Source organism: Kitasatospora sp. NPDC058492 (assembly GCF_042720685.1).
Lineage (GTDB): Bacteria > Actinomycetota > Actinomycetes > Streptomycetales > Streptomycetaceae > Kitasatospora.
This window is the reverse complement of record NZ_JBHXMU010000024.1, coordinates 22,589-35,705: the sequence shown is the minus strand read 5'-3', so window position 1 is coordinate 35,705 and position 13,117 is coordinate 22,589. Positions and strand designations below refer to the sequence as shown.

At 72.2% G+C, this 13,117-nt stretch carries 17 protein-coding genes; 11 read left to right on the top strand and 6 right to left on the bottom strand.

Features of this window, described 5'->3' with window-relative positions; translation table 11 throughout:
• Nucleotides 1-32 precede the first annotated feature (32 nt).
• Nucleotides 33-839 carry a hypothetical protein gene (locus tag ACFWPI_RS17850; RefSeq protein ID WP_380376359.1) on the top strand — a complete coding sequence of 269 codons (807 nt, stop codon included), beginning with the start codon at nucleotides 33-35 and terminating at the stop codon, nucleotides 837-839.
• Between the two features lie 54 nt (nucleotides 840-893).
• On the opposite strand, the gene ybaK is transcribed toward ACFWPI_RS17850, so the two are convergent.
• The 3 genes from ybaK to ACFWPI_RS17835 form a co-directional block, all read right to left on the bottom strand.
• On the bottom strand, nucleotides 894-1,388 hold the full coding sequence (ybaK, locus tag ACFWPI_RS17845; RefSeq protein ID WP_063347187.1) for a Cys-tRNA(Pro) deacylase: 495 nt from the start codon (nucleotides 1,386-1,388) through the stop codon (nucleotides 894-896).
• A gap of 55 nt (nucleotides 1,389-1,443) precedes the next feature.
• On the bottom strand, nucleotides 1,444-2,172 hold the full coding sequence (locus ACFWPI_RS17840; protein ID WP_380376363.1) for an LON peptidase substrate-binding domain-containing protein: 729 nt from the start codon (nucleotides 2,170-2,172) through the stop codon (nucleotides 1,444-1,446).
• 71 nt (nucleotides 2,173-2,243) lie between these two features.
• Nucleotides 2,244-3,821, bottom strand: coding sequence for an oxidoreductase (locus ACFWPI_RS17835; protein WP_380376366.1), 1,578 nt, complete (start codon nucleotides 3,819-3,821; stop codon nucleotides 2,244-2,246).
• Between the two features lie 91 nt (nucleotides 3,822-3,912).
• Here ACFWPI_RS17835 and hisD point away from each other — a divergent pair, with 91 nt between their 5' ends.
• From hisD to hisF, 8 genes are all read left to right on the top strand, one after another.
• Nucleotides 3,913-5,238, top strand: coding sequence for a histidinol dehydrogenase (gene hisD / locus ACFWPI_RS17830; protein WP_380376369.1), 1,326 nt, complete (start codon nucleotides 3,913-3,915; stop codon nucleotides 5,236-5,238).
• Between the two features lie 71 nt (nucleotides 5,239-5,309).
• A complete protein-coding gene (locus ACFWPI_RS17825) occupies nucleotides 5,310-6,410 on the top strand; it encodes a histidinol-phosphate transaminase (protein ID WP_380376371.1) in 1,101 nt (366 codons plus the stop codon).
• A 5-nt stretch (nucleotides 6,411-6,415) separates the two neighbouring features.
• Nucleotides 6,416-7,009: an imidazoleglycerol-phosphate dehydratase HisB gene (hisB, locus tag ACFWPI_RS17820; protein ID WP_380376373.1), complete on the top strand. Its 594-nt coding sequence runs from the start codon at nucleotides 6,416-6,418 to the stop codon at nucleotides 7,007-7,009.
• Nucleotides 7,006-7,158, top strand: a complete 153-nt coding sequence (locus ACFWPI_RS17815) for a hypothetical protein (protein ID WP_167745856.1) — start codon at nucleotides 7,006-7,008, stop codon at nucleotides 7,156-7,158. Before hisB ends, ACFWPI_RS17815 begins: the two co-directional genes overlap by 4 nt.
• 72 nt (nucleotides 7,159-7,230) lie before the next feature.
• Entirely contained in the window at nucleotides 7,231-7,866 is a 636-nt protein-coding gene (gene hisH / locus ACFWPI_RS17810; protein WP_063347181.1) for an imidazole glycerol phosphate synthase subunit HisH, read from the top strand.
• Nucleotides 7,867-7,885: 19 nt separating this feature from the next.
• A complete protein-coding gene (gene priA, locus ACFWPI_RS17805) occupies nucleotides 7,886-8,611 on the top strand; it encodes a bifunctional 1-(5-phosphoribosyl)-5-((5-phosphoribosylamino)methylideneamino)imidazole-4-carboxamide isomerase/phosphoribosylanthranilate isomerase PriA (RefSeq protein ID WP_350885736.1) in 726 nt (241 codons plus the stop codon).
• The gene (locus tag ACFWPI_RS17800; RefSeq protein WP_063347179.1) at nucleotides 8,608-9,039 is read left to right on the top strand and encodes a RidA family protein; all 432 of its coding nucleotides are present in this window, start codon (nucleotides 8,608-8,610) and stop codon (nucleotides 9,037-9,039) included. Before priA ends, ACFWPI_RS17800 begins: the two co-directional genes overlap by 4 nt.
• Nucleotides 9,036-9,806, top strand: coding sequence for an imidazole glycerol phosphate synthase subunit HisF (gene hisF / locus ACFWPI_RS17795; RefSeq protein WP_063347178.1), 771 nt, complete (start codon nucleotides 9,036-9,038; stop codon nucleotides 9,804-9,806). The genes ACFWPI_RS17800 and hisF overlap by 4 nt, the downstream gene beginning before the upstream one ends.
• 92 nt (nucleotides 9,807-9,898) lie before the next feature.
• Here hisF and ACFWPI_RS17790 read toward each other — a convergent pair whose 3' ends face one another.
• Nucleotides 9,899-10,681 carry a VOC family protein gene (locus tag ACFWPI_RS17790; RefSeq protein WP_380376379.1) on the bottom strand — a complete coding sequence of 261 codons (783 nt, stop codon included), beginning with the start codon at nucleotides 10,679-10,681 and terminating at the stop codon, nucleotides 9,899-9,901.
• 146 nt (nucleotides 10,682-10,827) lie between these two features.
• Here ACFWPI_RS17790 and ACFWPI_RS17785 point away from each other — a divergent pair, with 146 nt between their 5' ends.
• The gene (locus ACFWPI_RS17785) at nucleotides 10,828-11,121 is read left to right on the top strand and encodes a hypothetical protein (RefSeq protein ID WP_380376381.1); all 294 of its coding nucleotides are present in this window, start codon (nucleotides 10,828-10,830) and stop codon (nucleotides 11,119-11,121) included.
• Nucleotide 11,122: 1 nt separating this feature from the next.
• On the opposite strand, the gene ACFWPI_RS17780 is transcribed toward ACFWPI_RS17785, so the two are convergent.
• A complete protein-coding gene (locus ACFWPI_RS17780) occupies nucleotides 11,123-11,656 on the bottom strand; it encodes an NUDIX domain-containing protein (protein ID WP_380376384.1) in 534 nt (177 codons plus the stop codon).
• A 206-nt stretch (nucleotides 11,657-11,862) separates the two neighbouring features.
• Here ACFWPI_RS17780 and ACFWPI_RS17775 point away from each other — a divergent pair, with 206 nt between their 5' ends.
• The gene (locus tag ACFWPI_RS17775; protein ID WP_380376387.1) at nucleotides 11,863-12,363 is read left to right on the top strand and encodes an NUDIX domain-containing protein; all 501 of its coding nucleotides are present in this window, start codon (nucleotides 11,863-11,865) and stop codon (nucleotides 12,361-12,363) included.
• 103 nt (nucleotides 12,364-12,466) lie between these two features.
• Here ACFWPI_RS17775 and ACFWPI_RS17770 read toward each other — a convergent pair whose 3' ends face one another.
• Nucleotides 12,467-13,111 (bottom strand): TIGR03085 family metal-binding protein, encoded by a 645-nt coding sequence (locus tag ACFWPI_RS17770; RefSeq protein ID WP_380376389.1) that lies wholly within the window; start codon nucleotides 13,109-13,111, stop codon nucleotides 12,467-12,469.
• Between the last annotated feature and the right edge of the window lie 6 nt (nucleotides 13,112-13,117).

Here is a 13,117-nt window from a genome sequence, read left to right as displayed (position 1 = left end):
GTCCCGGCCGCGATCGTGAAACGATGGGGCCTGTGACCGTACCGAACACACCTCCGGACCCCACCCGCGCCGCCGCGGACGCGGTGCCGGACATCACCCCCGATCCGTACGCGCCGCCGCCCGCCCCCGACGCCGGGACCCCGCCGCCGGCCGGCCTCGCGGTCGCGCAGTCGCCGGGCCCCACGCTCAAGGAGCGGCTGCTGCCCGAGCTGCGGCTCGGCGCGGGCACGGTACTGGCCTGCATCGCGGTCGGACTGGTGATGGCAGGGCTGTGGGTCTGGCTCGCGCCCAAGGTGCCGCTGGTCGTGGACGGCGACCGCATCCTCTACGCCGACCCCGAAGGCGAACAGCGGGCGGGGGCCGACGCGGTCTTCGCCCTGATCGCGCTCGGCGCCGGCCTCCTGACCGCGCTCGGGGCCTTCCTGGCCACCCGGCAGCGCGGCGGCGGCATCGCGGTCGCGCTCGGACTGATGGTCGGCGGACTGCTCGGCTCGGTCGGCGCCTGGCGGCTCGGCCGGTGGCTCGGCCCCAGCAACGACCTGATCGCCGAAGCCCGGCGGGTCGGCAACGGCGGGCACTTCGACGCGAGCATCGACCTCGGCGCGCTGGGGGCGCTGCTGGTGTGGCCGATGGCGGCGATGGTGGTGCTGCTGGCGCTGTCGGCGGCGTTCGGCAAGCGCGAGGAGGACCCGCCGCCGTACTGGGCCGGGCCGTACGGGGCGGCTGCGCCGCAGGCCCCCGCGGACGGCGCTGTGTGGCCTCCGCAGGACGCCGTGCGGGCGGACGACGGTGTTCGGCCGGAGGACGCTGCACGGCCGGGGGAGCGCGGGCAGGGCTGACCGCGTAGGCGCGGGGGTGCGGGACCGGGGAGGGGCCCGCGCCCGCGCCCGGGGTCAGCGGGCGATCGGTGCGGTGCGGGCGCCGGTGAGGGTGACCAGGTCGGCCGGGGCGAGTTCGACCTCCAGGCCGCGGCGCCCGCCGGAGACGTAGACGGTGGGGTGGGTGAGCGCGCTGGCGTCGACCACGGTCCGCAGCGGGCGGCGCTGGCCGAGTGGGGAGATGCCGCCGAGGACGTAGCCGCTGCTGCGCTCGGCGGCCGCCGGATCGGCCATGGCGGCGCGCTTGCCGCCGACGGCGGCGGCGAGGGCCTTGAGGTCGAGCTGCCCGGCGACCGGGACCACGCCGACGGTGAGCACGCCGTCCACGTCGGCGACCAGGGTCTTGAAGACCCGCTCGGCGGCGACGCCCAGGACCTCGGCGGCCTCGCCGCCGTAGGAGGCGGCGGCCGGGTCGTGCTCGTAGGCGTGCACGGTGAACGGGACGGCGGCGGTCTCCAGGGCGACGGTGGCGGGGGTGCCCTGCCCGCCCTTCTTCGGCTTCTTCGCCATGTGGGGCTCCTTCTTCGCCGTGCGGGTTTCCCGGATTACGTGCGGGTTTTCCGGATCAGTTGGGGCTGAACGACTGGCGGGTGAGGTCGACGGCGGGCAGCGACGGCAGCCAGCTGAGCACGGAGCTCTCGCGGCGCAGCAGGTCGAGTTCGGTGCGCAGCCGCTGGGCGGTGTCGGGGCAGGCCAGCAACTGCTGCTTGACCGGGGTCTCGAACACCGAGGCGGCGGCGACCAGGTAGGAGAGCACCTGCGGGTCGTCCGGGAGCTCCTGGCGCCCGACGGTGCTGGCCTCGCGGGCCCCGGCGAGGCGCTTCTGGTAGACCCGGAAGGCCCGCTCGACCTCGGCGGCGAGGGCGCCGGAGCCTTCGCCGGGCTGTTCCTCGACGAGTTCGGCCTCGCCGGTCAGGTACGGGCCGGAGACGTCCGCCGAGCGGAGCCGGAACCGGGTGGTGCCGGTGACCAGCAGCTCGTAGCGGCCGTCCGGCTGCTCCTGGACGGAGGCGACGTCGGCGACGCAGCCGATGTGGAACATCGCCTCCAGCGGGTCCCCGGTGGCCGTGCCGAGGCCGCCGAGCGGCCCGGTCGGGCCCTCCTCGGGGCGGACCGGGGAGACCTCGCGGCCGTCCTTGATGGCGAGCACGCCGAAGCGGCGCGGCGTGTCGGCCGGTAGTTGGAGCAGGTCGGCGACGAGACGGCGGTAACGCTCCTCGAAGACGTTCAGGGGCAGCACGAGGCCCGGGTAGAGCACGTTGTTCAGCGGGAAGAGCGGCAGCCGTTCTGTCACGGCGGACAGCGTAGTTCCCCGCGCGGTCGCGGCGCGTCGGGGTTGCGCCCGAGGGCGGCCCGCCGGGGCGGTCAGCCCCGTTGCAGCATGCGGGTGGCGCCGGCCACGACGGTGGTGGCGAGCAGCCAGCCGACGATCACCAGCCCGGCGGTGACGTACTGGCTGAGGCCCCCGGGGTTCCAGCCCTGCTGGCCGAGCTCGACGACCGGGACCAGCTGGCTGAGCGTGTACAGCACCGGGTTCCAGTGCGGGTGCTCGTCGGCCTTCAGCGGCTGCAGCGGGTGGGTGGCGAACCAGACGCTGCCCAGCGCCCAGGCGAGCAGCAGCCACAGGCCGGCCCGGCCGGGGCGGTAGCCGTAGCCGACGGTGGCGTCCTGGACCCGGCCCCAGATCCGGGCGGGCAGCGGGAGGGTCCGGTGGCGGCGGCGCTGCTTGGCGTACAGCACCTCGCGGGCGTCGTCGTCGGCGCCGTCGCGGCGCAGGGCGGCGGCGAGCTGCTCGTAGGACTCGGGCTGGAAGTCCACCGCGGAGCCCTCCAGCCAGGCGATCCGCTGCTGGACGCTGAAGGGCCCGACCGGGCGCAGCACCTCGTAGACGAAGCCGGTCAGGCCCAGGTGGCGCCCGCGCGGCCAGGCGTCCGGGGTGTCGACGAGGTTGCCGACCCGGGCGCGGGAGAGCGAGACGGTGCCGGTGGGGCGGACCCGGCAGGTGAACCGCAGCTCGGGGGTGTGGATGCGGCGCAGCGAGAGCTCGTCGTCACCCTCCAGGTGGAACTCGCCGGAGATCAGGCAGGCGCTCTCGAAGCGGGCGTCGGAGAGCCGGACCCGGCCGAAGGCGCGGAACGGGGTGCTGGGGGCGCCGGGCGGCGGGTTCTGGCCGTAGCCGGAGCCGTAGTAGCTGCGGGAGCCGAACCAGCCGCCGTCGGCGGAGCTGGTCAGGTAGAGGGTGTGGCCGACGGTGAGCCGGACGGCGTTGAGGCAGGTGCGGTTCTGCGGGACGGCGTGCAGCTGGGCGCCGCGCAGCGACAGCCGGCCGCCTATCCGGGCCGTGCGCAGGCTCAACTCGCCCTGCACGTCGACGCGTTCGGCCTCGAAATCCTGGTGGACGGCCAGGCCGTCGGCGGACAGCGCGCGGCCGTAGCGGTCGCCGCCCAGGACGGTCTGGTTGAGCAGCAGGTCGGTGCCGACCTTGGCGTCGGTGAGCCGTACGCCCTCGGGTATCCGGCAGCGGGCCAGATGGAGGTCGCCGGTGGTGGTGAGCCGGGAGGCCTCCAGGCGGGGGATCAGGCAGGTGACGAAGCGCAGCGTGGAGGCCGAGGCCTCCGAGATGAGGATCTTGCGTTCGAAACGGCACTCGCGGAGTTCGACGTAGTGGCCGATGGCGCCGCCGGCCAGGTTGAGCGCGCCGGTGACCAGCACGCCGTTGAGCCGCAGCGAGGCGACCCGCCCGGTGGCGGCGGCCGGGCCGGCCAGCAACAGATGGGCGAGCACCTTGGCCCGGACGGTGCGCCCGGGGCCCCAGGCGGCGTCCCCGAACGGGTCGTCGGTGGCGGCGTCGCCACTGCGCCGGTCGAAGACGTTGCCGCGACGGAAGGCCTCCCAGAGCTCACGCTCCGTATCGGTCCAGCCCTCCGGGGCGTGCTCCAGCATGCTTTTCCCCGTCCCCCCGGTCGTCTCGCCTTTCGTATCACGGACTGAAATGCGGGACCAGGGGTTCCGGCCACTCCTTACACTGGGTGGCGTGATCTCTCGAATCGACCTCCGCGGCTCGCTGGACGACCCGCGTGACCTGCTGCCCCGTGCCGAGTTCGACGTGGCGGCCGCCCTGGAGAAGGTGCGGCCGATCGCCGAGGACGTACGCCATCGCGGGGTCGCGGCCGTGATCGAGATCACCGAGCGCTTCGACGGCGTCCGGCTGGAGTCGACCCGTGTCCCGGCCGAGCAGCTGACCGAGGCCCTGGAGACGCTGGACCCGAAGGTGCGGGCCGCGCTGGAGGAGTCGATCCGCCGGGCCCGCGCCGTGCACGCCGACCAGCGCCGCACCGAGCACACCACCCGGGTGGTGCCGGGCGGCACCGTCACCCAGCGCTGGGTGCCCGTGGAGCGCGTCGGCCTGTACGTGCCGGGCGGGCTGGCCGTCTACCCGTCCTCCGTGGTGATGAACGTGGTGCCGGCCCAGGAGGCGGGCGTCCAGGGCATCGCCGTCACCTCGCCGCCGCAGAAGGCCCCTTTTAACAGTGACTGGGGCGCCGGCCGCGTCCACCCGACCATCCTGGCGGCCTGCGCGCTGCTCGGCGTGGACGAGGTGTACTCCGTCGGCGGCGCCCAGGCCGTGGCGATGTTCGCGCTGGGCACCGAGGAGTGCGCGCCGGTCAACATGGTCACCGGCCCCGGCAACATCTACGTGGCCGCCGCCAAGCGCTTCTTCGCCGGCCGGATCGGCATCGACTCGGAGGCCGGCCCGACCGAGATCGCCGTCCTCGCCGACGACAGCGCGCTGCCCTCCGACGTGGCCGCCGACCTGATCAGCCAGGCCGAGCACGGCCCGACCTCCGGCTCGGTGCTCGTCACCGACTCGCCGGCGCTGGCCGACGCGGTCGAGGCGGAACTCGCCGTCCAGGTCGCCAGGACCAAGCACAGCGAGCGGGTCGCCGAGGCGCTGGGCGGCCGGCAGTCCGGGATCATCCTGGTCGACGACCTGGAGCAGGGCCTCGCCGTGGTCAACGCCTACGCGGCCGAGCACCTGGAGATCCAGACCCGGGACCCGCACGCGGCGGCCGCCAAGGTCGTCAACGCGGGCGCCGTCTTCATCGGCCGCTGGACCCCGGTCTCGCTGGGCGACTACGCGGCCGGCTCCAACCACGTGCTGCCCACCGGCGGCTGCGCCTGCCACTCCTCCGGCCTGTCCGTGCAGACCTTCCTGCGCGGCGTCCAGGTCGTCGAGTACGACCGGGACGCGCTCGCCGACGTCGCCGCGCACGTGGTCAACCTCGCCAACGCGGAGGACCTGCCCGGGCACGGCGACGCGATCAAGGCGCGCTTCGACTGGACGGTGCCGGGATCGTGACTGCTGTTACTTCTTCTGTGACTCCTGTGACTTCTGAGGCTGGTGCGACTCCGGTGGCTGGTGCGACTCGGGTGACTCGGATCGACGACCTCCCCATCCGCGACGAGCTGCGCGGCCAGTCCCCGTACGGCGCGCCTCAGCTGGACGTGCCCGTCCAGCTGAACACCAACGAGAACCCGTACCCGCTCCCCGAGGAGCTGGTCGCCCGGATCGCCGAACGCGTCGCCGAGGCCGCCCGCAACCTCAACCGCTACCCCGACCGGGACGCCGTCGAACTGCGCGAAGGCCTCGCCGCGTACCTCGGCCGGACCACCGGCTTCGCCGTCACCCGGCAGCAGGTCTGGGCCGCCAACGGCTCCAACGAGGTGCTCCAGCAGCTGCTGCAGACCTTCGGCGGCCCCGGCCGCAGCGCGCTCGGCTTCGAGCCCTCCTACTCGATGCACGCGCTGATCTCCCGGGGCACCGGCACCGAGTGGATCTCCGGCCCGCGCAACGACGACTTCACCATCGACCTGGACGCCGCCCTCGGCGCGATCGCCGAGCACCGGCCGAACGTGGTCTTCGTCTGCTCGCCGAACAACCCGACCGGCACCGCCGTCGCCGCCGACACCGTGCTGCGGCTGTACGAGGCCGCGCAGGCCGCCGGGCCCAGCCTGGTCGTCGTCGACGAGGCGTACGTCGAGTTCTCGCACCGGGCCTCGCTGCTGCCGCTCATCGAGGGCCGCCCCAACCTGGTGGTCTCCCGCACCATGTCCAAGGCCTTCGGCGCGGCCGGGCTGCGCCTGGGCTACCTGGCCGCCGACCCGGCCGTGGTGGACGCGGTGCAGCTGGTCCGCCTGCCGTACCACCTGTCGTCCGTCACCCAGGCCACCGCGCTGGCCTGCCTGGAGCACACCGACACCCTGCTCGGGTACGTCGGCCGGCTCAAGGCGGAGCGCGACCGGCTGGTCGACGCGCTGCGCGGGCTCGGCCTGGAGGTCACCGACTCGGACGCCAACTTCGTCCAGTTCGGCCGCTTCGCCGACACCCACGCCGTCTGGCAGGCCATCCTCGACCAGGGCGTCCTGGTCCGTGACAACGGCGTCCCCGGGTGGCTGCGCGTCACCGCCGGCACGCCCGCCGAGAACGACGCCTTCCTGGACGCCGTCCGCACCGTGATCAAGGAGCTGTAACCCGTATGTCCCGCATCGGACGCGTCGAACGCACCACCAAGGAGACCGCGGTCCTGGTCGAGATCGACCTCGACGGCACCGGGAAGACCGACATCTCCACGGGCGTCGGGTTCTACGACCACATGCTCGACCAGCTCGGCCGCCACGGTCTCTTCGACCTCACCGTCAAGACCGACGGCGACCTGCACATCGACACCCACCACACCATCGAGGACACCGCCCTCGCGCTCGGCGCCGCCTTCAAGCAGGCGCTCGGCGACAAGGTCGGCATCTACCGCTTCGGCAACTGCACGGTGCCGCTGGACGAGTCGCTCGCCCAGGTCACCGTGGACCTCTCCGGCCGGCCGTACCTGGTGCACACCGAGCCCGAGCGCATGGCGCCGATGATCGGCTCGTACGACACCACGATGACCCGGCACATCCTGGAGTCCTTCGTTGCCCAGGCGCAGGTCGCCCTGCACGTCCACGTGCCGTACGGGCGCAACGCCCACCACATCGTGGAATGCCAGTTCAAGGCGCTCGCCCGAGCCCTGCGCTACGCCGCCGAGCGCGACCCGCGCGCGGCCGGAATCCTCCCCTCGACCAAGGGTGCACTGTGAGCAAGGCGACCCTCGCCCTCATCTTCGTCGGCCTCTTCCTGGCCGGCGGCGTGATCTCGTTCTGGAAGCAGAAGCTGCCCAAGGGCGTCATCCTGGTGCTCGCGTTCGGCTCGGTCATGTGCCTGGCCTCCGGCATCATGCGCCTCTAGCCGCATGGGCGCTGGATACATGGGCTCTGGACACGTGAGCTCCGGACACGTAGAGAGACTGGACACCTGAACATGGGCAAGAACGTCGTCGTCCTCGACTACGGGTCGGGCAACCTCCGCTCCGCGCAGCGCGCGCTCGAACGGACCGGGGCGGACGTCACCGTCACCTCCGACTACGACACCGCGATGAACGCGGACGGCCTGCTCGTCCCCGGCGTCGGCGCCTTCGAGGCCTGCATGCGCGGCCTGAAGTCCGTCCGGGGCGACTGGATCATCGGCCGCCGGCTCGCCGGGGGCCGCCCCGTCATGGGCATCTGCGTCGGCATGCAGATCCTCTTCGAGAAGGGGGTCGAGCACGGCGTGGAGACGGCCGGCTGCGACGAGTGGCCCGGCGTCGTCGAGCCGCTGGACGCCCCCGTCATCCCGCACATGGGCTGGAACACCGTCGACGTGCCCGAGGGCAGCCGGATGTTCGCCGGCCTCGACCCGCAGAGCCGCTTCTACTTCGTGCACTCCTACGGTGTGCGGCACTGGGAGCTGGAGACCCACAGCGCACGGATCCACGCCCCGCTCGTCACCTGGGCCACCCACGGGCAGCCCTTCGTCGCCGCCATCGAGAACGGCCCGCTCTGGGCCACCCAGTTCCACCCCGAGAAGTCCGGCGACGCCGGCGCCGCCCTCCTGACCAACTGGGTCAACACCCTCTGAGCTCGGAAGAGTTGTGACTATGAGCCGCCTCGAACTGCTTCCCGCCGTCGACGTCCGGGACGGCCAGGCCGTCCGCCTGGTCAAGGGCGCGTCCGGCACCGAGACCTCCTTCGGCGAACCGCTCGCCGCCGCCCTCGCCTGGCAGAACGCCGGCGCCGAGTGGCTGCACCTGGTCGACCTCGACGCCGCCTTCGGCACCGGCACCAACTACGAGCTGCTGCGCGAGGTCACCGGCCGCCTCGACATCAAGGTCGAGCTGTCCGGCGGCATCCGCGACGACGAGTCGCTCGCCAACGCGCTCGCCACCGGCTGCACCCGGGTCAACCTCGGCACCGCTGCCCTGGAAGCCCCCGAGTGGGTCGCCAAGGCCATCGCCGAGCACGGCGACAAGATCGCCGTCGGCCTGGACGTCGTCGGCACCACCCTGCGCGGCCGCGGCTGGACCCGCGACGGCGGCCAGCTCTTCGAGGTGCTGGAGCGGCTCAACCAGGAGGGCTGCGCCCGCTACGTCGTCACCGACGTCAACCGGGACGGCACCCTGACCGGCCCCAACCTGCAGCTGCTGCGCGACGTCTGCGCCGCCACCGACCGCCCCGTCGTCGCCTCCGGCGGCGTCTCCTCGCTCGACGACCTGCGCGCCATCGCCGGCCTGGTCGGTGCGGGTGTCGAGGGCGCCATCGTGGGCAAGGCACTCTACGAGCAGAAGTTCACCCTCGAAGAGGCCCTGGAGGCGGTTTCAGGATGACGGAACGTCGGATCGTACGTGGCAGGGTCGGCGGATTCTCCCCCTGGGAGGACCAGTTCGGCTACTCGCGGGCGGTCGCCGCGGGAGACCACGTGCACGTGGCCGGCTCCACCGCCTGGGTGGACGGCCGGATCGAGCACGAGGGAGACCCCTACCGGCAGACCCTCGCCGCGTTCGGCGTCGGGCTCAACGCCCTCGCCGCGTACGGTCTGACGGCGGACGACGTGGTCCGCACCCGGATGTACATCACCCACGTCCGCGACGCCGACGAGGTGGGCCGCGCCCACCACCAACTCTTCGACGCCGCCCGCCCGGTGGCCACCATGGTGGTGGTCGACGGGCTGATCGACTCCCGGATGATGGTCGAGATCGAGCTCGACGCCTATCGATCCGGGCTGGCAAAGACCCTGGAAGGCAAACAGCCGTGACCCTCGCCGTACGTGTCATCCCCTGCCTGGACGTCGACGCCGGGCGGGTGGTCAAGGGCGTCAACTTCCAGAACCTGCGCGACGCCGGCGACCCGGTCGAGATGGCCAAGCTCTACGACGCCGAGGGCGCCGACGAGTTGACCTTCCTCGACATCACCGCCTCCTCCGGCGACCGGGAAACCACCTACGACGTGGTCCGTCGCACCGCCGAACAGGTCTTCATCCCGCTCACCGTCGGCGGCGGCATCCGCGCCGTCGAGGACGTCGACAAGCTGCTGCGGGCCGGCGCCGACAAGGTCGGCGTCAACACCGCCGCCATCGCCCGGCCGGAACTGGTCCGCGAGATCGCCCAGCGCTTCGGGCGGCAGGTCCTGGTGCTGTCCGTGGACGCCCGGCGCTGCCCCCCCGGCACCGAGACCGCGTCCGGCTACGAGGTCACCACCCACGGCGGACGCAAGGGCACCGGCCTCGACGCCGTCGAATGGGCCGGGCGCGCGGCCGAACTCGGCGCCGGCGAGATCCTGCTCAACTCGATGGACGCCGACGGCACCAAGGACGGCTACGACCTGGAGATGATCCGGGCCGTCCGCAAGACCGTCTCCGTGCCCGTCATCGCCTCCGGCGGCGCCGGCAAGCTCGCCGACTTCGCGCCGGCCGTCGAGGCGGGCGCGGACGCGGTGCTCGCCGCGAGCGTCTTCCACTTCGGGGACCTGCGGATCGGGCAGGTCAAGGACGCGCTGCGGGAGGCCGGGCACCCGGTGCGGTGACCGTCCGTACGGCTTGAGGGCCCGCCGCTCCGGCTTCGGAACGGCGGGCCCTCCCGCGTTCTCAGGCCTGCGGGGTTCTCAGGCCTTCTGTCTCAGGCCTGCGGCGGCTCGCCCTTGATCAGCGCGAACGGCGTGCCGTGCGGGTCCGCCAGCCAGGCCAGCCGACCGACGTTCGGCACGGTCTCGGCGGGCATCAGCACCGAGCCGCCGGCCGCCGTCGCCTTCGCGATCACCGCCTCAACGTCGTCGGCGGCGAAGTACGGCGTCCAGGCGGAGGGCTCCTGCGGGGACATGGTCGGGGCGATGCCACCGAAGGCCGTGGCCTGCTGGTCGCCCTCGGAGGTCGAGATCACCCGGTAGTCCATGCCCGGAGCCGGCTCGAACTTCTCCACCCGCCAGCCGAACAGCGCCTGGTAGAAGCCGACCCCGGCGCTCTGGTCCGAAGTGTGGAGCTCGGACCAGACCAGCGCGCCGTCCTCCGACACGGCCTCCAGACCGGCGGTCTTGCCCGGCTGCCAGACCGCGAACCTGGCCCCCTGCGGGTCGGCGAACTGGGCGAACCACCCCTCGCCCATGACGTCCATCGGCGGCACCAGCACCGAGCCGCCGCCCTGCTCGGCGGCCTTCGCCGTGGCATGCACGTCGGCGGCATGGAAGTACGTCGTCCAGATCGGCTGGTCACCCTCGTCGAGCGGGCCGACGGCGCCGACCGTCCTGCCGCCCAGCTGGAAGAAGCCGTAGCCGCCCGCCTCCGGGCCGCCGGACCGGAACGTCCAGCCGAAGACCTTGCCGTAGAACTCGGCGGTGGCGGGGATGTCCGGGCTGCCGAGGTCGATCCAGCAGGGCGCGCCGGTCGGAAAGTCGGTGGTGAGCATGAGGTGGTGCCCCTTCGACGGAAGACGTGACCAGGCCGGTTCCGTCGGGCGCGCGCACGCACCCTCCCCGACCCTCTGCGAGTCTGCACCCGCCCACTGACATCCGCAGCCGGGGGCGGGGCGATACCGGAATCGCCCTTGGCCAAATGGGGGAAGCCATCGCTGCCGAACCCCTCATCGCCGAAGCGCTGCGGACCGAGTCAACGACGAACCTCAGAGGGCGTGCGTTCCACACCTTCTGGCTCGCGCGGACCCAACTCCAGCGACGAGAGGTCGAGTTGGCTTGCGCCACTGCCACAAAGGCCCTCGACCTCACGGCGGTTGTTGAGTCTCCCCGGGTGGTTGCCCACCTCCAGGAGTTCCGTTGGCTCCTTGGGCTCTACCGCAGAAGTGCCTCGGTCGTGGATCTGGTCGACCGGATCACCGGCATGGCCAGGTGATTCAGAGACCGGCCTCGTCCAGGAGCAGGTAGAGCACGCCCACGAGCGTGCCGCTGCTGACGATCTCGCGGCGGTCGACCATGCCGCGCAGCGCGGACAGGGGAATCCACTCGATTCGGTCGGACTCGTTGCGCTCGGTGGGCGGTCCCGTGTACTCGACCGCATCGGCTCGGAAGACGAAGTGCTCGGAGTCCGTGATGCCGTTCGCCGGCTGGGCGTAGATCAGCGGTTTGACCTCACCGACCTTCCAACCGGTCTCCTCCAGCGCCTCCCGGGCTGCCGCCTCCGCAGGGGTCTCGTCGGGCTCGATCAGCCCCATCGGGAGTTCCCAGGCCCAGGTGTCGGTGATGAAGCGGTGCCGCCACATCATGAGGACCTGCTTCTCGCTGTTCACGACGGCGGCCACCGCGAGGTGCCGCAGTTTGACCACGTGGTGTTCCCACCGGTGCCCGTCGGGCTGCTCGACGTCGGCGAGCCACAGGTTCACCCAGGGGTTCTCGTAGATCGGACGTTCCCCGTGGATCTTCCACCGCATCGCTGAGGCCCCTTTCGACGGAACGACAGCATCTCAGAAGCTGGGTGGATGATGTGGGTCCTGGCTCGTCGGGCGCTCGGTCTCGATCAGCCCCGCTCCTGCGCGGCGCTGATCGAGAATGCACGTGCCCTCGGCGTTGGTCGGGCGTTTGGAAGGACCGACGCGCTTCTTCGCAACAGCCGTACCGCAGGAAGGAACCGACCGACGTGGCTCAGCCGATCGCCGATCAGACGACTGCTCTCAATCCCGCTACGGAGTCGATGACTCTGTTGGTCGCCGCCGTCATCGTCCATGACCTTGAAGCTCAACGTGTCGTTCTTCTCCGGCGGGGGCCCAAGGCCAAGTTCGCGCAGGGCCTGTGGGATCTGCCGGTCGGCAAGAGCGAACCAGGCGAGCCGATCACGGAGACGGCGGTTCGCGAGCTCAGGGAGGAGACCGGGCTCGTCGTTGCTCCCGAGGACTTGCAACTCGTCCACGTCATCCATGGTGCTCGCGGCGTCGAGGCTCCGAACGGCTTCCTGACTGTCGTTTTCGCGGCTCACCGGTGGTCCGGTGAGCTCGCGAACGGGGAACCCGCCAAGCACTCGGACGTTGCGTGGGTCGGCGTCGGTGCGGTACCGGAGGAATTCGTCTCCACTACCAGGGGCGCTCTGATCGGCTATCTCACCGATGGCCCGAGCGTCTCCCTCGATTCGTGGCGGAGCTGATAGCCAGCGGGGAGTTTTCGATCTCCTCCCATTTCTATCGGTCTTGGGTCGTCGAGCGCTGCCCCTCGGTATTCCGAGGGGCAGCGCTTCATTTTTCTCGCTTTTACCGCGCAGGCAGGGGGAGGACGTGGCGGAGGGCTTCGAGGGCGTCGGGGGAGCCGTCTGCGGTGAGGGTGGTGTGGGTGCCGCGGCCGTAGGTGAAGAGGACCAGGTCGCCCGGTTCGCCGGTGAGTTGGACGGTGGGGGAGCCGGTGGGGCCGACGGTGAGGGACTGGCCGTCGGGGCGGCGCAGGGTCAGGCGGACGGGGGAGCGGCGGCCGGCTTCCAGGCGGGCCAGCAGTGGCAGTCGGCGCCACAGGGCTTCGGCGCGGCCGGCGGGCACCGGGGAGGGCGTCCAGTCGTCGGCGGCCCGCAGGACGTCCTCGGCGTGCACGTAGTACTCGACGGTGTTCGCGGCCTCGTCGGCGCCGGGCAGGGCGAACAGGGAGAACACCGGCGGGCCGGAGCGGAAGAGCTTCAGCAGTTCCTCGTACGGGCGCTCGGCGTACGCGGACTGCACCCGGTGGGTCCAGTCGGCGAGGGCGCCGACCCGGATGCCGGCTGCCGCGTCGGCGCGGCGCTCCCGGATCACCAGGTGGGCGGCGAGGTCGCGGGTGGTCCACCCGGCGCAGAGGGTGGGGGCGTCCGGCCCGGCGGCGGCCAGGAGTGCGGCGAGGCGGTGGCGTTCGGCGAGGGCGTGGTTCGACATGGCGCC

Coding starts and splice junctions, on each gene's coding strand:
- ACFWPI_RS17770 (WP_380376389.1), bottom strand. CDS start 13,111: ATGTCGAACCACGCCCTCGCCGAACGCCACCGCCTCGCCGCACTCCTG.
- hisH (WP_063347181.1), top strand. CDS start 7,231: ATGGGCAAGAACGTCGTCGTCCTCGACTACGGGTCGGGCAACCTCCGC.
- priA (WP_350885736.1), top strand. CDS start 7,886: ATGAGCCGCCTCGAACTGCTTCCCGCCGTCGACGTCCGGGACGGCCAG.
- ACFWPI_RS17790 (WP_380376379.1), bottom strand. CDS start 10,681: ATGCTCACCACCGACTTTCCGACCGGCGCGCCCTGCTGGATCGACCTC.
- ACFWPI_RS17800 (WP_063347179.1), top strand. CDS start 8,608: ATGACGGAACGTCGGATCGTACGTGGCAGGGTCGGCGGATTCTCCCCC.
- ACFWPI_RS17785 (WP_380376381.1), top strand. CDS start 10,828: ATGGGGGAAGCCATCGCTGCCGAACCCCTCATCGCCGAAGCGCTGCGG.
- ybaK (WP_063347187.1), bottom strand. CDS start 1,388: ATGGCGAAGAAGCCGAAGAAGGGCGGGCAGGGCACCCCCGCCACCGTC.
- ACFWPI_RS17835 (WP_380376366.1), bottom strand. CDS start 3,821: ATGCTGGAGCACGCCCCGGAGGGCTGGACCGATACGGAGCGTGAGCTC.
- ACFWPI_RS17780 (WP_380376384.1), bottom strand. CDS start 11,656: ATGCGGTGGAAGATCCACGGGGAACGTCCGATCTACGAGAACCCCTGG.
- hisB (WP_380376373.1), top strand. CDS start 6,416: ATGTCCCGCATCGGACGCGTCGAACGCACCACCAAGGAGACCGCGGTC.